The 14,899-nt window shown below is 65.6% G+C and carries 12 protein-coding genes and 1 pseudogene; 6 read left to right on the top strand and 7 right to left on the bottom strand.

Translation table 11 applies throughout. The features are described 5' to 3' along the window. Positions 1–211 precede the first annotated feature (211 nt). The 3 genes and pseudogenes from rimM to ffh form a co-directional block, all read right to left on the bottom strand. Complete coding sequence (gene rimM, locus B4F07_RS16610; RefSeq protein WP_293698885.1) at positions 212–706, bottom strand: ribosome maturation factor RimM; 495 nt, start codon at positions 704–706, stop codon at positions 212–214. 213 nt (positions 707–919) lie between these two features. Then, positions 920–1,375, bottom strand: a pseudogene (rpsP, locus tag B4F07_RS16605) (30S ribosomal protein S16); the annotation flags it as partial. Positions 1,376–1,427: 52 nt separating this feature from the next. Further along, a complete protein-coding gene (gene ffh / locus B4F07_RS16600; RefSeq protein WP_293698888.1) occupies positions 1,428–2,876 on the bottom strand; it encodes a signal recognition particle protein in 1,449 nt (482 codons plus the stop codon). A 246-nt stretch (positions 2,877–3,122) separates the two neighbouring features. Here ffh and B4F07_RS16595 point away from each other — a divergent pair, with 246 nt between their 5' ends. The 6 genes from B4F07_RS16595 (at position 3,123) to B4F07_RS16570 (ending at position 9,250) form a co-directional block, all read left to right on the top strand. Further along, on the top strand, positions 3,123–4,754 hold the full coding sequence (locus tag B4F07_RS16595) for a putative bifunctional diguanylate cyclase/phosphodiesterase (RefSeq protein WP_293698890.1): 1,632 nt from the start codon (positions 3,123–3,125) through the stop codon (positions 4,752–4,754). Positions 4,755–4,857: 103 nt separating this feature from the next. Further along, entirely contained in the window at positions 4,858–5,664 is an 807-nt protein-coding gene (gene dapF, locus B4F07_RS16590) for a diaminopimelate epimerase (RefSeq protein WP_293698893.1), read from the top strand. Beyond that, positions 5,661–6,995, top strand: a complete 1,335-nt coding sequence (locus B4F07_RS16585) for a radical SAM protein (RefSeq protein WP_293698896.1) — start codon at positions 5,661–5,663, stop codon at positions 6,993–6,995. The genes dapF and B4F07_RS16585 overlap by 4 nt, the downstream gene beginning before the upstream one ends. Next, complete coding sequence (ftsY, locus tag B4F07_RS16580; protein ID WP_293698899.1) at positions 6,992–7,918, top strand: signal recognition particle-docking protein FtsY; 927 nt, start codon at positions 6,992–6,994, stop codon at positions 7,916–7,918. The genes B4F07_RS16585 and ftsY overlap by 4 nt, the downstream gene beginning before the upstream one ends. Continuing rightward, positions 7,915–8,598 carry an inner membrane-spanning protein YciB gene (locus B4F07_RS16575; protein ID WP_293698902.1) on the top strand — a complete coding sequence of 228 codons (684 nt, stop codon included), beginning with the start codon at positions 7,915–7,917 and terminating at the stop codon, positions 8,596–8,598. Before ftsY ends, B4F07_RS16575 begins: the two co-directional genes overlap by 4 nt. 79 nt (positions 8,599–8,677) lie before the next feature. After that, a complete protein-coding gene (locus B4F07_RS16570) occupies positions 8,678–9,250 on the top strand; it encodes a urate hydroxylase PuuD (RefSeq protein WP_293698905.1) in 573 nt (190 codons plus the stop codon). A 69-nt stretch (positions 9,251–9,319) separates the two neighbouring features. On the opposite strand, the gene B4F07_RS16565 is transcribed toward B4F07_RS16570, so the two are convergent. From B4F07_RS16565 to B4F07_RS16550, 4 genes are all read right to left on the bottom strand, one after another. Continuing rightward, positions 9,320–9,874 (bottom strand): gamma carbonic anhydrase family protein, encoded by a 555-nt coding sequence (locus B4F07_RS16565; RefSeq protein WP_293698907.1) that lies wholly within the window; start codon positions 9,872–9,874, stop codon positions 9,320–9,322. Continuing rightward, positions 9,871–12,126 (bottom strand): fused MFS/spermidine synthase, encoded by a 2,256-nt coding sequence (locus B4F07_RS16560; RefSeq protein WP_293698910.1) that lies wholly within the window; start codon positions 12,124–12,126, stop codon positions 9,871–9,873. The genes B4F07_RS16565 and B4F07_RS16560 overlap by 4 nt, the downstream gene beginning before the upstream one ends. Positions 12,127–12,147: 21 nt before the next feature. Continuing rightward, positions 12,148–13,146, bottom strand: a complete 999-nt coding sequence (gene hemB, locus B4F07_RS16555; protein ID WP_293698913.1) for a porphobilinogen synthase — start codon at positions 13,144–13,146, stop codon at positions 12,148–12,150. Between the two features lie 173 nt (positions 13,147–13,319). Further along, positions 13,320–14,861 carry a M23 family metallopeptidase gene (locus B4F07_RS16550; protein ID WP_293698916.1) on the bottom strand — a complete coding sequence of 514 codons (1,542 nt, stop codon included), beginning with the start codon at positions 14,859–14,861 and terminating at the stop codon, positions 13,320–13,322. Positions 14,862–14,899: the final 38 nt, after the last annotated feature.

The following is a 14,899-nucleotide window of genomic DNA, read 5'->3' as shown; positions in this document are numbered from 1 at the left end:
ACAGCAATCGCTGTCAGGCTAACAGCGCCAGGAGCCTCCGACAATCCGTGATGAGGGCTATCGTCTGGAAGCGACCGGTTGCGGACCTTTATTCCATCGTCATCCCGGCGAAGGCCGGGATCTCACCCTATCGGTTTAACGCACCGGCGAGATCCCGGCCTTCGCCGGGATGACGAATAGGGAAGGTCGGGAATCCACCCCAAAGCCGTCGTTACTCGACGAACGCCGCGTTTACAGTGACGCTATCGTCGTTCCACACCGGCACCGCGCGCTCCGTCATCGGGACCATGAAGCGCTTCCCGTCGGGCTTGGCGATTTCCAGGATGTCGCCGGCGCCGAAATTGTCGATCGCGACGACTTCGCCCACCACGCTGCCGTCGGTCGACATGCATGGCAGGCCGAGCAGGTCATGGTGGTAATATTCGCCTTCGCCCAGCGGCGGCAGCGCCGAACGCGGGACGGTCAGGACGGTGCCGCGCAGCGCCTCGGCGCCGCTGCGGTCGGTGATTTCTGCAAAGGTGGCGACCGCGCCCTGATGGGCGGGACGCACCGATTTCAGCGTCAGGGTCCGGTCGCCGGCCGAAAATACGGAAAAGGCGCGGAGGGCCTCCGCGCCTTCGCCAAACAGTTTCAGCCGCACCTCGCCCCGCACCCCATGCGCGCCGGCGATGGCGGCAAGGGTGACGGGGCGATTTGCGTTGGCCAAGGTTTAGGCCTTGGCTGCTTCTTCGCCGGCTTCTTCAGCGGCAGCTTCATCGGCGGCGGGAGCAGCCGGAGCTTCCTCCGCCGGGCCGCCTTCAGCAGCCTGTTCGGCCATCGCAGCCGCATCGTCGGCGGTCGCGTCGGCGGGGGTTTCGTCGGCGACGGCTTCGGCAACGGCTTCGGCGGTCGCTTCGCTCTTCACCGAACCGGTTGCATCCGATTCCGCGGCTTCGGGCGCAGCAGCTTCTTCAGCGGCCACTTCCGGAGCAGCTTCTTCGACCGCTTCGGGTTCGGGGGCCGGAGCGGCGGCAGCAGCAGCGGCCGCTTCTTCGGCGTCAGCGATCTTCTGGGCCTTTTCCTCGGCGCGTTCCTTGGCCTTTTCGCCCGGGACAGCCTTGTTCGGATTGTTGCGCGCAGCGCGCTCCTGAATGCCGGCGGCATCGAGGAAGCGGGCAACGCGGTCGCTCGGCTGGGCGCCAACGCTCAGCCAATGCTTCGCGCGGTCGGCGTCGAGCTTGATCCGCTCGGGATTGTCCTTGGCGAGCAGCGGGTTGTAGCTGCCGATGCGTTCGATGAAGCGGCCGTCGCGCGGGCTGCGCGAATCGGCAACGACGATCTTGTAATAAGGACGCTTTTTGGAGCCGCCGCGAGCGAGGCGAATAGCAGTAGCCATGATATTTTCCTTTGTCTGTAAACTGAAACCAGAAACTGAAAATCGGGTGTAATTACTTCTTTTTATTCATAAAATTTGCGAGTTCCGGCGGGATCGACCCACCACCGCCAAGGCCGGGCATTCCGCCCATGCCACCGCCGCCGCCCATGCCGGGAATGCCGCCGCCCTTGCCGAACAGCGCGCCGAGGCCTTTCAGCCCGCCCATCTTGCGGATCTTCTTCATCGCGCCGGCCATTTCCTGGTGCATCTTCAGCACCTTGTTGACCTGTTGCACCGTGGTGCCCGACCCGTTGGCGATGCGGATCTTGCGCTTCGCGGTCAGGATTTCGGGCTTGGCGCGCTCCTTGGGGGTCATCGACCCCATGATCGCGTCGAAATGGATCAGCATCTTGTCGTCGGCACCGCCCTGCGCCATCGCGACCTGCGCTTTTTTGATCCCGGGGATCATGCCCGCGAGGGCGCCAAGGCCGCCCATGCGGCGCATCTGGTTGAGCTGTGTTCTGAGGTCGTTGAGGTCGAACTGGCCCTTGGCCATCTTCGCCGCCATCGCCTCAGCCTCGTCGGCCTGGATCGTTTCGGCAGCGCGCTCGACCAGGCTGACGACGTCGCCCATGCCGAGGATGCGGCCCGCGATGCGCGACGGCTGGAAGAGTTCGAGCCCGTCGAGTTTCTCGCCCGTACCCGCGAACTTGATCGGCTTGCCAGTGACCGCACGCATCGACAGCGCGGCGCCGCCGCGCGCATCGCCGTCCATGCGGGTGAGCACAACGCCGGTGAGCGGCACCTGATCGCTAAAGCGCTGCGCGACCTGCACCGCGTCCTGACCGGTCAGGCTGTCGACGACGAGCAGGGTTTCGGTCGGCGTCGAGGCGCGCGACACCGCCTGCATCTCGTCCATCAACTGCTGGTCGACGTGGAGACGGCCCGCGGTGTCGAGCATCAGGACGTCGTAACCCTGCAGCTTTGCGGCCTGCATCGCGCGCTGGGCGATTTCGACCGGCTGTTGCCCCGCGATGATGGGCAGCGTCGCGACGTCGATCTGGCTGCCGAGGACGGCAAGCTGTTCCTGCGCGGCGGGGCGATTGACGTCGAGCGACGCCATCAGCACCTTTTTGCGTTCTTTTTCCTTGAGCCGCTTGGCGATCTTGGCGGTGGTGGTGGTTTTACCCGAGCCTTGCAGACCGACCATCATGATCACCGCGGGCGGGGCGACGTTGAGGTCGAGCTCGGCGGTTTCGGAGCCGAGCATTTCGGTCAGCGCGTCGCTGACGATCTTGACCACCTGTTGCCCCGGGGTGACCGAGCGCAGGACGTTCTGGCCGATCGCAAGGTCGGTGACCTGATCGACGAAGCTGCGCACAACGGGCAGCGCGACATCGGCCTCAAGCAGCGCGATTCGCACTTCGCGCATCGCCGCGCGCACGTCGGCCTCGGTCAGCGCGCCGCGACCGCGGAGCTTCCCGAAAACATCGCCAAGCCGATTGCTCAGACTGTCGAACATGCGCCACAAATCCTTTGTTTCGGCGCCCGCAACGCAAAACACGCCGGTGAGCGAAACCTCGCCAACCAGCGGTTATCCGTGGACATAATTTCCGTCGCGGACATCGATAGCTCGTTCGCAAGATGCGGCCGAACGGGGCGCCAATACACCGATCATCCCGCAAAGGCAAGCGAGCGAAACCGGCGCCGACTTAACCCAAATTTCACCGCTTTGCGGGCATTACGGGGTAACGGTGGGGAAAACCAGATGACAGATACGCCCAAACAGTTGGACCGCAGCACCGGGGCCAAGCGCGACATCGTTGCGGGCGGCATCGTCGTCGCCGCAATCCTGCTTTTCGTTGGCACCGGCAGCACCGTTCTTCAGGCGGTGGTGAACACGCTGATCGGTATCGGTGGCGGCCCCGACCGCGCGCTGGCGGCGGCGATGGTGCTGAATGTGGCGCTGATCCTGTTCGGCTGGCGGCGTTACGAAGATTTGAACCGCGAAATCCGGGAGCGCACCGAAGCGGAACAGCGCGCCCGCTATCTGGCCGATACCGATCCGCTGACCGGCTTCCTCAATCGCCGCTCGTTACTTGCGACCGGGCAGCAGCAGATCGTCGATGCCATCGCAGACCATCGCCACGTGGCGCTGTTCCTGCTCGACCTGGACCATTTCAAGACCGTCAACGACATCCACGGCCATGCCGCCGGCGACCGCGTGCTCCAGGTCGCCGCCGAACGCATTTCGGCGATCCTGCCGCCCAATGCGACCAAAGCGCGGCTGGGCGGCGACGAATTTGTCGCGATGCTGGCGTTCGAACCGTCCGCCCGCGCCACGATCGACGCACTCGCCGCCGAACTGGTCACGGCGCTCGAAACGTCGGTCGCCCATGATGCGCAGCAAATCCGCATCGGCGCATCGCTCGGTATCGCGCTTGCCGACGATGCGAGCGTGACGATGGAAACCATGGTTCGCCAGGCCGACATCGCGATGTATCATTGCAAGGATGAAGGGCGGAACCGCTTCTGCTGGTTCGAACCCGGCATGGAAATGGCGGTGCAGGTGCGCAACCAGATCGAAACCGGCATCCGCGAAGGGATGCCGCGCGGCGAATTCGTGCCGCATTTCGAACCACAGGTTGACATCGCGACGGGTCGGCTGGTCGGCTTTGAGATGCTGATGCGCTGGGAATCGCCCGAATATGGCCTGATCCCGCCCGAACGCTTTATCCCCGTCGCAGAAGAAAGCGGGCTGATCGGCGAATTGTCGTTGCAGGTCATCCGGCAGGCGATGGAAATCGCCAAAGGCTGGGATCCGTCGATCCTGCTCGCCGTCAATATCTCGCCGCAGCAACTGAAAGATCCGTGGTTCAGCCAGAAGCTGACCAAGCTGCTGGTCGAGGTCGGTTTTCCCGCGAGCCAGCTTGAGGTCGAGATTACCGAAAGCTCGCTGTTCGAAAATCTGCCGCTCGTCCGTTCGATCGTCACCAGCCTGAAGAACCAGGGTGTGTCGCTCAGCCTCGACGATTTCGGCACCGGTTACTCATCGCTGTCGCACCTGCGTGCGCTGCCGTTCGACCGGATCAAGATCGACCGCAGCTTTGTCGCCGCGATGCGCGGCAGCCCCGATGCGCAGGCGATCGTCGTCGCGATCGTGCGGCTGGGTGAAAGCCTGGCAATGCCGATCACCGCCGAAGGGGTCGAGGACGAAGCGACCGCGATCGAACTGACGCGGCTGGGCTGTGCCAAGGGTCAGGGCTGGTATTTCGGCCGCGCCGCCTCCGCCGCCGACACCGAACGCCTGCTTGCCGAACGCGGCTTGTTGCGTGCGCCGATGGTGCCGCCGAGCCACTCCCCGACACCAGAACAAGAACCGCTGCGCAAGACTGGGTAACCTGCTCCTCTCCCTTCCAGGGAGGGGAGAGTTCGCCAGCCGCGGGCACGCCCTGCCCCGCATCGCTAGACTTCCCACGCCCGCCCCCTTACATGCGCGAACTATGGCGGATCGCTTCACCAAGATGCATGGGCTGGGCAATGATTTTGTCGTCATCGACGCGCGCGCCAGCGCGGTCGAAATGACGCCGGCGCGCGCGCATGCGATTGCCGACCGGCGGCATGGCATCGGGTGCGACCAGCTGATCCTGCTCGAACCGTCGAGCAAGGCCGATGTCCGGATGCGGATCTTCAACGCCGATGGTGGCGAGGTCGAGGCGTGCGGCAATGCGACACGCTGCGTCGCGACGCTGATCGGCCAGCCCGCGGTGATCGAAACGCTGGGCGGGATGCTGCGCGTTACCCCCGCCGACGGCGGCGCCGAAGTGACGCTGGGCGAACCGTCGTTCGACTGGGAGCTGATCCCGCTCGCGATGCCGATGGACACGCGCGACATGCCCGTCGCATGGGACGAGCTGGAGCATGGCGCCGCGGTCAATGTCGGCAACCCGCACATCGTCTTTTTCGTCCCCGAGGCCGATGCGGTGGCGCTCGATGCGCTGGGGCCGCGGATCGAAACCGACCCGCTGTTCCCCGAGCGTGTCAACGTCAATGTCGCGAGCCTCGACGGCGAGAACCAGTTGCAGCTGCGCGTCTGGGAGCGCGGGGTCGGGCTGACCCAAGCCTGCGGCACCGGCGCGTGCGCCACCGCGGTCGCCGCGATCCGCGCCGGGCTGGTCCAGTCGCCGGTGACGATATCGCTGCCCGGCGGCGATCTGGTCATCCGCTGGGCGCCGGGCGAACCGATCGTGATGAGCGGCGCGGCGACGCGGGTATATGAGGGCGAAACCGACTGGGCGCAGTTCGGATGAGCGATGCGGTGCTGGACGGCGTTGACGTCGTCAATTTTGGTTGCCGGCTGAATATCGCCGAGGGGGAAGCGGTTCGCGCCGCGGCACTCGAGGCGGGCGCCCGCGATACCATCATCTTCAACAGCTGCGCGGTGACCGACGAGGCGGTGCGGCAGGCGCGGCAGGCGGTACGGCGGGCCTTGCGCGAGCGGCCGGGGGTAGAGATTGTCGTCACCGGATGTGCGGCGGAGCTGGAAGCCGAGCGGTTCGCGGACATGGGCGCGCGGGTGGTGCGCAACGATGCGAAGGGGCTGGTTGAGAGCTATCGTTCATCCTCTTCCCTGTTCCCCCGCGAAGGCGGGGGTCCATCTCCTGCCACCGCGTCGCCAAACGAAGGGCGATCGCAAGACGATAGTACCGGTGATGGGCCCCTGCCTTCGCAGGGGCGCAGTTTGCCCTACAGCCCCGCCCTCTCCGGCGCCGATCATGCGCGCGCTTTTCTTGGCGTCCAGACCGGCTGTTCACATAGCTGCACCTTTTGCGCGACCGTCATGGCGCGCGGGATGGCGCGGTCGGCGACGGGCGGGGCGGTGGTCGCGGCCGCGCGCACCGCGCTGGACCGCGGCCAGCGCGAGATCATCCTGACCGGGGTCGATCTGGCGAGCTATGGTGACGACAGCGGCACGACGCTGGCGGCGCTGGTCGAGGCGCTGCTGGCGCTGCCGATCGAACGGCTGCGCCTGTCGTCGCTCGACCCGAACCGCATCGACGATGCGCTGTTTGCGTTGATCACCCGGGAAGCGCGCATCATGCCGCACGTCCACCTGTCGCTCCAGGCGGGCGATGACATGGTGCTGACGCGGATGAAGCGCCGCCACCGCCGCGCCGACGCCGTGGCGCTTGTCGCGCGGCTCAAAGCCGCACGCCCCGAAATTGCGATCGGCGCCGACCTGATCGCCGGCTTCCCGACCGAGGATGATGCGATGTTCGCGAACTCGCTGGCGCTGATCGACGATTGTGACATCATTTTCGGCCATATCTTTCCCTACAGTCCGCGCGCCGGAACCCCCGCCGCCCGTATGCCGCAAGTCGGGCGCAGTATTGCGCGCGAGCGCGCTGCAACGCTGCGCGAAGCCAATGCACGGCGGCGGCAGGACTGGCTCGACCGCCAGATCGGCGCCACCGCCGCGGTGCTGGTCGAGCGCGACGGGCTGACAGGCCATGCCGAAAATTTCGCCGCCATCCGCCTGACCGCGCCTGCCGCGCCGGGCACCATCATCGCCGTGCGGATGACCGCACGCGACGGAGACCGCATGATCGCCACCCCCATCGTACAGGACATTGCCGCATGAGCGGACAAAGCTGGAGCGAACGACTGCTTGGCGGGTTCCGGCGCACGTCGGAGCGGCTGGGCGAAAATCTGGCGGGGCTGACCGGCAAGGCGCGGCTGGACGAGGATGATCTCGACCGCATCGAAGAGGCCTTGATTACCGCCGACCTGGGTCCGGCGATGGCGGCGCGTATCCGCGAGCGGCTGGCTGCACGGCGCGATGCCGTCGCGGGCGGGGTCGAGGAACTGCGCAAGATCGTCGCCGAAGAAATCGCTGCGGTGCTGCGGCCTGTTGCCGAACCGCTCGACATCGACGCCTTTCCGCGCCCGCAGGTCATCTTGGTGATCGGGGTCAACGGGTCCGGCAAGACCACGACGATCGCCAAGCTGGCGCACCTGTTCCAGGAACAGGATTATGGCGTGATGCTGGTCGCGGGCGATACGTTCCGCGCCGCCGCGATCGGCCAGCTGAAGGTTTGGGCCGAACGGCTGGGCGTCCCGATCATGGCGGGCCCCGAGGGTGGCGACAGCGCGGGCATCGTGTTCGACGCGGTCAAACAGGCGACTGCGACCGGGATCGACGTGCTGATCGTCGACACCGCGGGCCGCCTTCAGAACAAGCGCGAGCTGATGGACGAGCTGGCCAAGATCAAGCGCGTGCTGGGGCGGCTCAACCCCGCGGCGCCGCACGATGTCGTGCTCGTGCTCGACGCGACGACGGGGCAGAATGCGCTGGCGCAGATCGACGTGTTCCGCGAAGTCGCTGGGGTTACGGGCCTCATCATGACCAAGCTCGACGGCACCGCGCGCGGCGGCGTGCTCGTTTCGGCGGCCGAGCGTCATGGCCTTCCGATCCACGCGATCGGCATCGGTGAAACCATCGACGACCTTCGCCCCTTCGACGCCGACGAGATCGCCGCCATCATTGCAGGAAATATCAGATGACCGCCGCCCCCCTCGACGTGCCGCCGACCGGCCCCGAAGCGATCCCCGCCCCGCCGCCCGCCAAGCATGGCTGGCTGAACTTCGCGATCGATTTTGGGCCGTTGCTGGTCTTTTTCATCGCCTATAAACTGTCATCGGGCGGCGAAGGTGCCTTTGCGGCGACGACCGCAGCGATCAAAGGGACAGTCGCCTTCATGGTGGCGATCGTCATCGCGATGGCGGTGTCGAAGTGGAAGCTGGGCAAAATTTCGCCGATGCTGTGGCTGTCGAGCATATTGGTGATCGGGTTCGGCGCGCTGACCATCTGGTTCCACGACGAACGCTTTATCGTGATGAAGCCGACGATCATCTATGGTGCCTTTGCGGTGTTGCTGCTGGGCGGCTGGTGGTTCGGCAAGCCGATGCTGAAATATCTGCTCCAATCGGCGCTTGAGGGTTTGACCGACCGCGGCTGGTTGCTGCTGTCGCGCAACTGGGGGCTGTTCTTTGCCGCGCTCGGCATCGCCAACCATGTCATGTACGAAATGATCCAGGCAAAGCAGATGAGTTTCGACCTGTGGCTGACGGTCAAGGTGTGGGGGATCACCGCGCTGTCGTTCCTGTTCACCCTGACCCAAGTGCCGGTGATGCTGAAGAACGGGCTGGCGGTTCCCGAAGAACCGGCGACCGACAAAAGTTGAGTCCGGGCCCCGACGCTGGCATAGCGGGCGCGATCGGTTCGGGGTCGCGGCCCTGCCGGATATGCGAGGGGGAATGAATATGGATAAATTTTTCGGCAATCTGCACGCGGTGCTCGGCGCCGGGCTGGTGCTTTCGATCGTCCTGATGCTGGGCCTGAACGGGCAGAATTTCGAGGACGGAGTTTCCGCTGCCAATGCGGTCATGCGCTGGTTGCACACCTTTTTTGGCGTGCTGTGGATCGGCCTGCTTTACTATTTCAACTTCGTTCAGATTCCGACAATGCCGAAGATCCCGGCCGAACTGAAGCCTGCGGTCGGCAAGCATATCGCCCCCGCGGCGCTGTTCTGGTTCCGCTGGGCGGCGTTGATCACCGTGCTGCTGGGCGTCGCCATCGCGGGTCATGCGAAATATCTGGTGCCGGCGTTGGGATTGCAGGATCCCTACCAGCTGATCGGCGTTGGCATGTGGCTGGGCCTGATCATGGCGTTCAACGTGTGGTTCGTGATCTGGCCGAACCAGAAAAAGGCGCTGGGCATCGTCGAGGCCGATGATGCAACCAAGGCGAAAGCCGCCAAGACCGCGATGATCTTTTCGCGCACCAACACCTTGCTGTCGATCCCCATGCTCTATGCGATGGTGAACTTCAGCTGAGCTGCCGGCGACGGTGAGAGAATGGGCGCGCCGGGGAACCGGGGCGCCTTTTTCTTTTGCCGTTTGAGATCAGCCCTCGACCGCCGCTTTGTGCATGCGCCCGTTCATCACATAGTGCGCGACGCCCATCTGCATCCCCGCCGCCTGCGCATCGTCAATGTCGCGCACCCGCCGTGCGGGAGCACCGGCCCACAATTCACGGTCGGGAATTTCCTTGTTCTCGGTCAGCAGCGCGCCCGCCGCGAGCATCGCATCGCTGCCGATCCGGCACCCGTTCATCACCGTCGCCTTCAGCCCCACGAACGCGCGGTCGGCCAGGGTACAGCCGTGGACCATCGCGAGATGGCCGATCAGCACGTCTTCGCCGATGATCGTCGGAAAGCCGTCGGGTCGATGCGGCATCGGGCCGTCGCAATGGACGATGCTGCCGTCCTGGATATTTGATCGCGCGCCGATCACGATGCGGCTGACATCGGCGCGCAGCACGCAATTATACCAGATGCTGACGTCGGGGCCGATCGTCACATCGCCGATGATCCGGCACCCCGGCGCGATGAACGCACTCGGGTGGATCGTCGGCGTCTTGCCGTTGATGCTGATGATGCTGACGTCGCGATAGGTCATTCGTCACGCTTTCCGATCAGGCTGCCCCACATCAGGACCGGCAGCGTCGAGGCATAATCGTCGGTCCAGCGTTCAAACCCGGGGGTCGATTGCAGCGCGACCCAGGCATCGTCTTCATCAGCCTTGTCCCGCGGACGCAGGCCGCCGGTCAGCTGCGTCATCCGCCCCGGCGTCGCCGTCAGCGCGATCCAGTTCGACGCGGTCAGATCGTCGATGCCCTCAGTGGCCGGCCCGGGATCGAGCCGGATCGCCGCCGTCCACCCGCGCGCCCGCGCCTCTTCGGCCAGCACCGGTTCCAGCCCGAAAAACCGGTTCGAAATATGGATGAGCAAAATGCCGTCGGGTTTCAATGCCCGCGCATAGATGCCGATCGCTTCTTTGGTCAAAAGATGGAGCGGGATCGCGTCGGACGAAAAGGCGTCGATGACCACGACATCGAACTGCGCCGGTGGCTGCTGGGCGATCTGTAACCGCGCATCGCCCACGACGACGGGAGCATCGTCGGCACAATCGGACAGAAAGGTAAATTTGCTGGGGTCGCGCGCGATATCGACCATCACCGGGTCGATCTCGAAAAAGGTCCATTGCTGGCCGGGACGCCGGTAACAGGCAAGCGTCCCCGCCCCCAGCCCGACGATACCGATCGACGCGCCGGGTCCGGCGAGCGCCTCCGCCCTTGCCAGCGTCAGGCCAACCCCCGATTGCGGACCATAATAGGTGGTTGCTTCGCGGCGGTGTGCGGGGTCGGTGCGCTGCAACCCGTGCAGCGTCGTCCCATGCGCCAGCCGTCTTTGTCCCTGCGCGGGATAATCGGTGACGGTGTAGACACCGAAATAGCTGCGCACGCGGTCGCCGGTCAGGCTTTCTTGAATGGTGCTCCAGCCGCCGACCCCGATCATCAGCAGGGCGAGCACGGCGACATAGGCCCAGCGCCAGCCGATTACGAGCACCCCGATCACCAGGATAGCAAAGCCCCACATCCCCACGTCGATATCGAGCCGGCCCGACCAGCCGTCGACCATCCGCAGGCTGGCGAAGGCGGCGACGGCCACGAGCAGGCCCACAACCAGGCGCGCCGTCCTCGCCGACAGTTTCAGCCATTTGTCCCACGGCAGGATGACCGGCAGCGGCAGCAGCATCGCCGCCGCAAGCGTGAGCAAAGGATGTTCGTACACCCAATCGAACAGCAACGGTGCGAGCAGCGCCGCGAACAGGCCGCCAAGCACCCCGCCCGCGGACATGATCAAATAGAAAAGCGTCAGATGCTGCGGCGCGGGGCGCAGATGATAGAGATAGCCGTGGAGCGCGGTCGCAACGACGAACAGCATCGCCAGACTGGCAAGCGCGACCAGCAAAGACCCGCCGCCCGAACTGAGCAGCGCCAGCCCACCGATCGTCAGCAACACCGTCGGCGCAATGAAAACAAAAACCTCGGTCAACCGGTTCATCGTCGAAAAGGCGATGACGAAGCTGAGCAGATAGAGGCCGAGCGGCAGCACCCAGAGCAGCGGCATCGCGACGATATCGGTGGTCAAATGGGTCGTCGTCGACAGCATCAGCCCCGACGGCACCGCCGCAATCAGCAGCCAGTGAAGCTGGCGCCGCCAGGTCGGGCGCGGTTCGTCGGTGACCGCGGCGTCGCTGGCCGGATCAGCCGCCCGGCCATGCCAGCGCGCCGCGGCGCTCGCCGCCACGAGCAGGACGAGCAGCGCATAACCCGCGGTCCAGCCCCAGCTTTGCGCCGCGAGCGGCAGGTTCGGTTCGACCAGCGCCGGATAGCTGATGAGCCCGGCAAAGCTGCCAAGGTTCGACGCCGCATAGAGATAATAGGGATCCCCCGCGCGGGCGTCGGCGGCGAACCAGCGCTGCATCAGCGGCGCCTGCGCCGACACGACGAAGAATACCGGACCGATCGAGGCGAGCAGCAGCAGCGGCACCCACAGCGCCTCTTGCCCCGGCCCCGGCGGGGTGATCTGCGCGATGCCGATCGGCAGCCACAGCGCGGCGACCAGAAACAGCGCCACATGGATCATCGCCTGTCGCTGAACGGTGAAGCGACCGAGCCAATGCGCATAGGCATAGCCGCCGAGCAGCAGCGCCTGATAGACGAGCATCGCGCTGTTCCACACCGCCGGGGCGCCGCCGAGTTTGGGCAGCACCATGCGGGCCACCATCGGCTGAACCTGAAAGAGCAGGAAACTGCCGACCAATATGGTCAGCACAAACAGCCAGCGCCGCGGTAACGCAGTCATGATAAGCCCACCCCTATTCGATTATTCGTTCAGCAGCCGCGCCGCGTGCAGCGCATGATAGGTCAACACCCCCGACGCCCCGGCGCGGCGGAAGGCCAGCAATGTTTCGAGCACCAGCGCGTCGCGGTCGCCCGCGCCCACCGCCGCCGCGGCCTCGATCATCGCATATTCGCCCGACACCTGATAGGCGTAGACCGGCACCGCAAAATTATCCTTCACCGCGCGGACGATGTCGAGATAGGGCAGCCCCGGCTTGACCATCACGCTGTCGGCGCCCTCGGCCAGATCCTGCGCGACTTCGCGCAGCGCCTCTTCGGCGTTGGCGGGGTCCATCTGGTATGTTTTCTTGTCGCCCTTGAGCAACCCGCGCGAGCCGACCGCGTCGCGGAACGGGCCGTAGAAGGCCGAGGCATATTTGGCGGCATAGCTCATGATCTGGACATGGCCGAAGCTTTCGGCTTCCAGCGCGGCACGGATCGCCGCGATGCGGCCGTCCATCATGTCGCTGGGCGCGATGATGTCGGCGCCCGCGCGGGCCTGGTTCAGTGCCTGCCCGACCAGTACATCAACGGTTTCGTCATTGAGCACATAGCCCGCATCATCGATCAGCCCGTCCTGCCCGTGGCTGGTATAGGGATCGAGCGCGACGTCGGTGAGCACGCCGATTTCGTCACCAAGCGCCTGTTTGATCGCGGCGGTGGCGCGGCACATCAGATTTTCAGGGTTAAGCGCCTCGGTGCCGTCGGCGCTGCGCCGGTCGGGCTGCGTGTAGGGAAACAGCGCGAGGCACGGGATGCCCGCCGCCACCGCATCGCGGGCGCGATCGACGATGCGATCGACCGACCAGCGCGAGACGCCGGGCAGGCTGGCGATCGGTTCTTCGCTGTCCGCGCCCTCGCACACGAACAGCGGCCAGATGAGGTTCGACGGCGCCAGCGTCGTTTCACGGACCATCGCGCGGCTCCAGCCGGTGCGGCGGGTGCGGCGGAGGCGCAGGTCGGGAAAGGCGGCGTGGGTCATCGCGCGTGCATAGCGGGGGATGGCGCCGGGGCAAATGGATATTGGCGGACTCAGGGAGACCCAAACACCGTTCGTGTCGAGCGAAGTCGAGACACCCATCGGCCCAGCGTGAGGTCGATGGGTGTCTCGACTTCGCTCGACACGAACGGCATTAGAGCTTGGCGCTCACAGTGCTATATCCCGCCCAAGGCGCGCTTCGACGCGACATCGGCAAGGCTGCCGAGTTTCGGCCCCTCGACCTGTTTCGGCGCGATGGGGGTCAGGGCGGCGCCCGGCGCAACCGCGGTCAGCGTCCGAATGCGGGCGCGGAAATCGGCGAGCGCCTTGCCTTCCAGCAGCGCGCGGGTGACGAAGGTCACCGACGACGGGTTCACCGCGCGACCGTTGCGATAGAGTTCGTAATGGAGGTGCGGGCCGGTCGACAGGCCGGTCGAGCCGATATAGCCGATCACCTGGCCGCGATTGACGCGCTGGCCGGGGCGCACCGCGATGCGGCTCATATGGCCATAGCCAGTGCCGAGACCGTTGCCGTGATTGAGCTTGACGAAATTGCCGTAGCCGCCGTGACGTCCGGCAATCGTGACCACACCATCGGTCACCGCATAGATTGGCGCGCCATAGCCGCCGCCGAAATCGATGCCGCTGTGCATCCGGCGATAGCCGAGGATCGGATGACGGCGCATCCCGAAAGTCGAGGTGATGCGGCCATTCGTCGGACGCGCCATGCCGCCGCGCTGTTCGCCGACGCCCGACGCCTCGAACCACTGGGTGCGGCCATCGACATTCCATTCGAGCATCGACAGCTTGGGCTTGCCGCCGCGGATCAGCCCCGCATAGAGCAGCTTGCCGGTTTCGCTCTCACCGGTTTCGGCGCGGCGGTAATCGACGATGATGTCATATTCGTCATTGGCGCGAATGTCGCTGCCGACCGAAATCTGGCGGCCAATGACGCGCAAGTACGACTGGATCGCCGCGGGCGGCGCCCCGGCGGCGCGTGCCGAACGGTACAGGCTGTCGCCAACCCGGCCGCGGATGCGCAGCGGGGTGGTATCGACCGCGATCGGGATACGCCGCATGACCAGCCGGTCGCCCTCGCGCTCCATTTCGATGCGGAGGTCAAAGCGCGCGCGCATGGCCAAGGCATCGACCGGACGCGGCATCGTGCGCGCGGCGCGGCGGCCCAGGATCAGGTCGATCCGTGTTCCCGGCGCAATGTCGGCCAGCGGCACCGCGCTCGCCACCTGATTCGCCAGCGCCTGCGCCTCGCCGCCACCGACGCCCGAGCGTTCGAGCAGGCGCGCAAAGCTGTCGCCGCTGCCCAGGGTGGCGGTGAGTTCGATCTGCGGGCGTTCGGGCGTTTGGGTCAGCGGGCGCACGGCATCGGTGGCGGCCATATGCCGCCCGGTGTCGCCACCCAGCGCGAGCGGCACGATCATCTGCGCGCGTGCCTCGTTGAAGTCGCGCGCGTCGAGTGCCGGGATTCCGCCGACGTTAAGCGGTTGAATTCCAGGGAAAGTTGCGATTGCCGTGCCGCAGAGCAGGGTTAAGGTCGCCAGCCCGCGCCACCATTCGGCCGAACCGATATTGTCACCCAGGTCGGGCACCAGATCGAGCTGTGCCAGCCGGTCCCGCCAGCCGAGCGCATCCGAATCATGCGCGGTTTTCAGCGGCGCAATCGCCTGCGACATCGCGAGCGCAGCCGCATTGCCGGACATCCCCGCGATGGGTTCGTGACGCTGAAACAAATTGCAAC

Source organism: Sphingopyxis sp. UBA6723 (assembly GCF_002454115.1).
Classification (GTDB): Bacteria; Pseudomonadota; Alphaproteobacteria; order Sphingomonadales; family Sphingomonadaceae; genus Sphingopyxis.
The sequence above is the reverse complement of the archived record's forward strand: the minus strand, read 5'-3'. Positions and strand labels throughout refer to the sequence as shown.

What these genes read in the sequence shown, in the direction of transcription:
- B4F07_RS16585 (WP_293698896.1), top strand. Translation starts at nt 5,661, where the DNA reads ATGAGCGATGCGGTGCTGGACGGCGTTGACGTCGTCAATTTTGGTTGC.
- dapF (WP_293698893.1), top strand. Translation starts at nt 4,858, where the DNA reads ATGGCGGATCGCTTCACCAAGATGCATGGGCTGGGCAATGATTTTGTC.
- hemB (WP_293698913.1), bottom strand. Translation starts at nt 13,146, where the DNA reads ATGACCCACGCCGCCTTTCCCGACCTGCGCCTCCGCCGCACCCGCCGC.
- ffh (WP_293698888.1), bottom strand. Translation starts at nt 2,876, where the DNA reads ATGTTCGACAGTCTGAGCAATCGGCTTGGCGATGTTTTCGGGAAGCTC.
- B4F07_RS16575 (WP_293698902.1), top strand. Translation starts at nt 7,915, where the DNA reads ATGACCGCCGCCCCCCTCGACGTGCCGCCGACCGGCCCCGAAGCGATC.
- B4F07_RS16570 (WP_293698905.1), top strand. Translation starts at nt 8,678, where the DNA reads ATGGATAAATTTTTCGGCAATCTGCACGCGGTGCTCGGCGCCGGGCTG.
- B4F07_RS16550 (WP_293698916.1), bottom strand. Translation starts at nt 14,861, where the DNA reads ATGTCCGGCAATGCGGCTGCGCTCGCGATGTCGCAGGCGATTGCGCCG.
- B4F07_RS16565 (WP_293698907.1), bottom strand. Translation starts at nt 9,874, where the DNA reads ATGACCTATCGCGACGTCAGCATCATCAGCATCAACGGCAAGACGCCG.
- ftsY (WP_293698899.1), top strand. Translation starts at nt 6,992, where the DNA reads ATGAGCGGACAAAGCTGGAGCGAACGACTGCTTGGCGGGTTCCGGCGC.
- B4F07_RS16595 (WP_293698890.1), top strand. Translation starts at nt 3,123, where the DNA reads ATGACAGATACGCCCAAACAGTTGGACCGCAGCACCGGGGCCAAGCGC.
- B4F07_RS16560 (WP_293698910.1), bottom strand. Translation starts at nt 12,126, where the DNA reads ATGACTGCGTTACCGCGGCGCTGGCTGTTTGTGCTGACCATATTGGTC.